2 protein-coding genes are annotated in these 3,390 nt (G+C 75.5%); one reads left to right on the forward strand and one right to left on the reverse strand.

What is annotated here, in order from left to right:
- Nucleotides 1-91 precede the first annotated feature (91 nt).
- Nucleotides 92-2,200 (reverse strand): elongation factor G, encoded by a 2,109-nt coding sequence (fusA, locus tag ACFP3V_RS30250; RefSeq protein WP_380590495.1) that lies wholly within the window; start codon nucleotides 2,198-2,200, stop codon nucleotides 92-94.
- Nucleotides 2,201-2,819: 619 nt separating this feature from the next.
- On the opposite strand from fusA, the gene ACFP3V_RS30255 reads away from it, so the two are divergent.
- On the forward strand, nucleotides 2,820-3,390 hold a 571-nt coding region (locus ACFP3V_RS30255; RefSeq protein ID WP_380590498.1), incomplete at its 3' end, for an MFS transporter.

The following is a 3,390-nucleotide window of genomic DNA, read 5'->3' on the forward strand; positions in this document are numbered from 1 at the left end:
CCCCGCCACGCCACCACCCGTCGGCGTGGCGGGAGACCCGCGGGCCCCCAGGGCATCCAACCCCGCCAGGGCATCCAGCCGCCGCGGGCGCCTAGCGCCGCCGCCCCTTGCCCTCCGGCGCGGGCGCGTAGCCGCACGGCCGCGCGGTGAAGGAGCCCCGGCCCTGCGTGCGGCTGCGCAGCCGGGTCGCGTAGCCGAACACCTCCGCCAGCGGCACCACCGCCGTCACCACCGCCGTGCCGCCGTGCGTCGTGGAACCGGTGACCCGGCTCCGGCGCGCGGCCAGGTCGCCGAGCACCCCGCCGAGGGACTCCTCCGGCACGGTGGCCGTCAACTCCACGACCGGCTCCAGCAGTTGGAGCAGGCAGGCCCGCAGCGCCGCGCGCAGGCCGTTGCGCCCGGCGGCGCGGAAGGCCGGCTCCGAGGAGTCCTTGGCGTGCGTGGCCCCGTCCGTCAGGGTGACGCGGAGCCCCGTGACCGGGTGTCCGCCGAGGGGTCCCTCGGTGAGGGCGTCCCGGCACCCGGCCTCCACCGCGCGCACGAACTCCTGCGGGACCCGCCCGCCCACGACCGTCGAGTCGAAGACGAGCCCCGTCGCCGCGACCTCCGCCCCGACCTCGCCCAGGGGCGCGACATCCAGCACGATGTGCGCGAACTGGCCTGCCCCTCCGTTCTGTTGGACATGCCGGTTCACGAAGCCGGTGACGCCGCGGACCACCGTCTCCCGGTAGGCCACCTGCGGGCGGCCGACTTTGAGAGCGAGCGGGCCGTAGGCCTGCCGCAGGCGCTCCACCGCCACCTCCAGGTGCAGTTCGCCCATCCCGGACAGCAGCGTCTGGCCGGTCTCCGGGTCGGTGCGGACGGCCAGGGAGGGGTCCTCCTCGGCCAGCCGCGCCAGCGCCGACGTCAGCCGGTCGGTGTCGGTGCCGCGCAGCGCCTCGACGGCCACCGACACGACCGGCTCGGCCGTGCTCGGCGGCTCCAGCACCAGCGCAGCGCCGGGTGTGCACAGGGTCGCCCCGGCGCGCACGCCCTTGAGGCCCACCAGCGCGACGATGTCCCCGGCCACCGCCAGGTCCGCGTCGGTGTGCCGTCCGGCCTGCACATGCAGGATCCGGCCGACGCGCTCGACGTTGCCGGTCCCGGCGTCCAGGAGAGCGTCACCCTTGCGCAGCGTGCCCGAGTAGAGCCGGACCGACGTGAGTCGGCCGGTCCCGGTCGCGGTGACCTTGAACGCGAGCGCTGCGAGCGGGCCTTCGGCCGTGGGCGCGCGCTCCTGCACCGACCCGTCCGGTCCCGTCCCGCGCACCGGCGGGACGTCCGCGGGCGCGGGAAGGTACGCGAGCACCGCGTCCAGCAGCGGCTCGACGCCCCGGTTCCGGTACGCCGAACCGCACAGCACCACCGTAGCCGCGCCCTCAAGGGTCAGTTCCCGCAGGGCGGTTGCCAAGGTGGCGGCCGAGACCGCGCCCTCCGCGCAGAACTCCTCCAGCGCGAGCGGGTGCAGCTCCGCCACCGCCTCCTCGAGCAGCCTGCGCCGTTCCAGCGCCTGCCCCGCCAACTCGCCCGGCACCGGGCCGTCCTGAACCGCGCCGCCGTCCCGCTGCGGCCAGGTCAGCGCCCGCAGCCGGAGCAGGTCGACGACGCCGGTGAAGCCGTCCTCCCGCCCGATCGGCAGCTGTACCACCAGCGGGACGGTGTGCAGTTCGTCCCGCAGCGACGCGACGGTCCTGTCCAGGTCGGCGCCTGCGCGGTCCATCTTGTTGACGAACGCGATCCGCGGGACGCCGTGCCGCTCCGCCTGACGCCACACCGACTCGCTCTGCGGCTCCACGCCCGCGACGGCGTCGAAGACCGCCACCGCGCCGTCGAGTACGCGCAGCGAGCGCTCGACCTCGTCGGCGAAGTCGACGTGGCCGGGCGTGTCGATGAGGTTGATCCGGTGGCCCTTCCAGTCGCAGCTGACCGCCGCGGCGTAGATGGTGATGCCCCGCTCGCGCTCCTGCGGGTCGAAGTCGGTGACGGTGGTGCCATCGTGGACCTCGCCGCGCTTGTAGGTGGCGCCGGTGAGGTAGAGGATCCGCTCGGTGACGGTGGTCTTGCCGGCGTCCACGTGGGCGAGGAGGCCCAGGTTGCGGACGTGGCCGGGCGCCGGGGCGGCGGACTGCGGAGGGAGCGGGCGGATCAGGTGGGTACGCACGGCCGTTGGCCTTTCGGGTGTTCCCGGACAGGACAGCGCGATGACCCGGCGGGGCGTGCGAGCACGACGCGGCGCACTCCTCCGCGTGTGCGCCGAGGTCGGCGTGACGGGGAGTCGGGCGGCGGAGCTCAGCCCTGAGCGACGGGCTTCCGGTGCCGGGCGCGCAGCGGGCACCGGACGGCCGAAGACACCAGGATCACCTCGGAACGGACCCGGGAGCCGGCCACGGCGGCAGTGGTGCGGCGCATGTCCCGACTCCCTTCACGACATTCGAGGGCCAACTGGCAAGGCGCGCACGCGAGATGACCGCCACGGCGCGCGACGACGGACCGATCGTAGCCACCCCGGCGCCTGCGCGCACCGCATTAACCGCACCCTCCGTACCCCTCGTGCGGCGCGGGTCACAGCCGCAGGCACCCTCCGCCCGCTACACTGACGGACGCACACCGAGAACCAGCTACATCTGCCTGACGCAGAGTCGGCTAGACCGCTCGGCGGCCGCCGCCTCCGCAGGGCGGCGGTATCTACCCCGGTCGACGCGCAGAGGACGACCCTCGGCGCCCGGGGCCCGCATCTCCTGCTCCCCGTGCGCTACCAGGCAGCAGGAAGACCCCGCTCCATGGCCACCCCGGCCCGCTCGACCGGCTACGCCGCGCTGCTCCGCACCCCGGGCGCGCACCGCTTCCTCCTCCCCGCCTTCGCCGCCCGGCTCCCCTACGCCATGCTCGGCCTGGGCACCGTGCTGCTGGTCCACGACACCACCGGCTCCTACGCGACGGCCGGCGCGGTCGCGGCCGTGGCCTCGATCACCCAGGTCGTCGGTGCCCCGCTGACCGGCCGCTGGGCCGACCGCCAGGGGCAGGCCGCCGTCCTGGTGCCCTGCCTGGCGCTGCACGGCGCCGCCGTGCTCGCCCTGGTGGCGCTGGCACTCGGGCACGCGCCGCACCCGCTGCTCTTCGCCGCGGCCGGACTGGCCGGGGCCACGCTGCCGCAGATCGGCGCGATGGTCCGGGCCCGCTGGATCCACGCCCTGCGGGACGCACACCCGGAAACGCTGTCCACGGCCTTCGCCTTCGAGTCGGTGACGGACGAACTGACCTTCGTCCTCGGCCCGCTGCTCGGCGGCGCGCTGTGCGCGGCGGTGGCCCCGGCGGCCGGCCTGCTGACCGAGGCCGGCCTGACCGCCGTCG

The sequence above is a fragment of the Streptacidiphilus monticola genome, assembly GCF_042658505.1.
GTDB classification, from domain to species: domain Bacteria; phylum Actinomycetota; class Actinomycetes; order Streptomycetales; family Streptomycetaceae; genus Streptacidiphilus; species Streptacidiphilus monticola.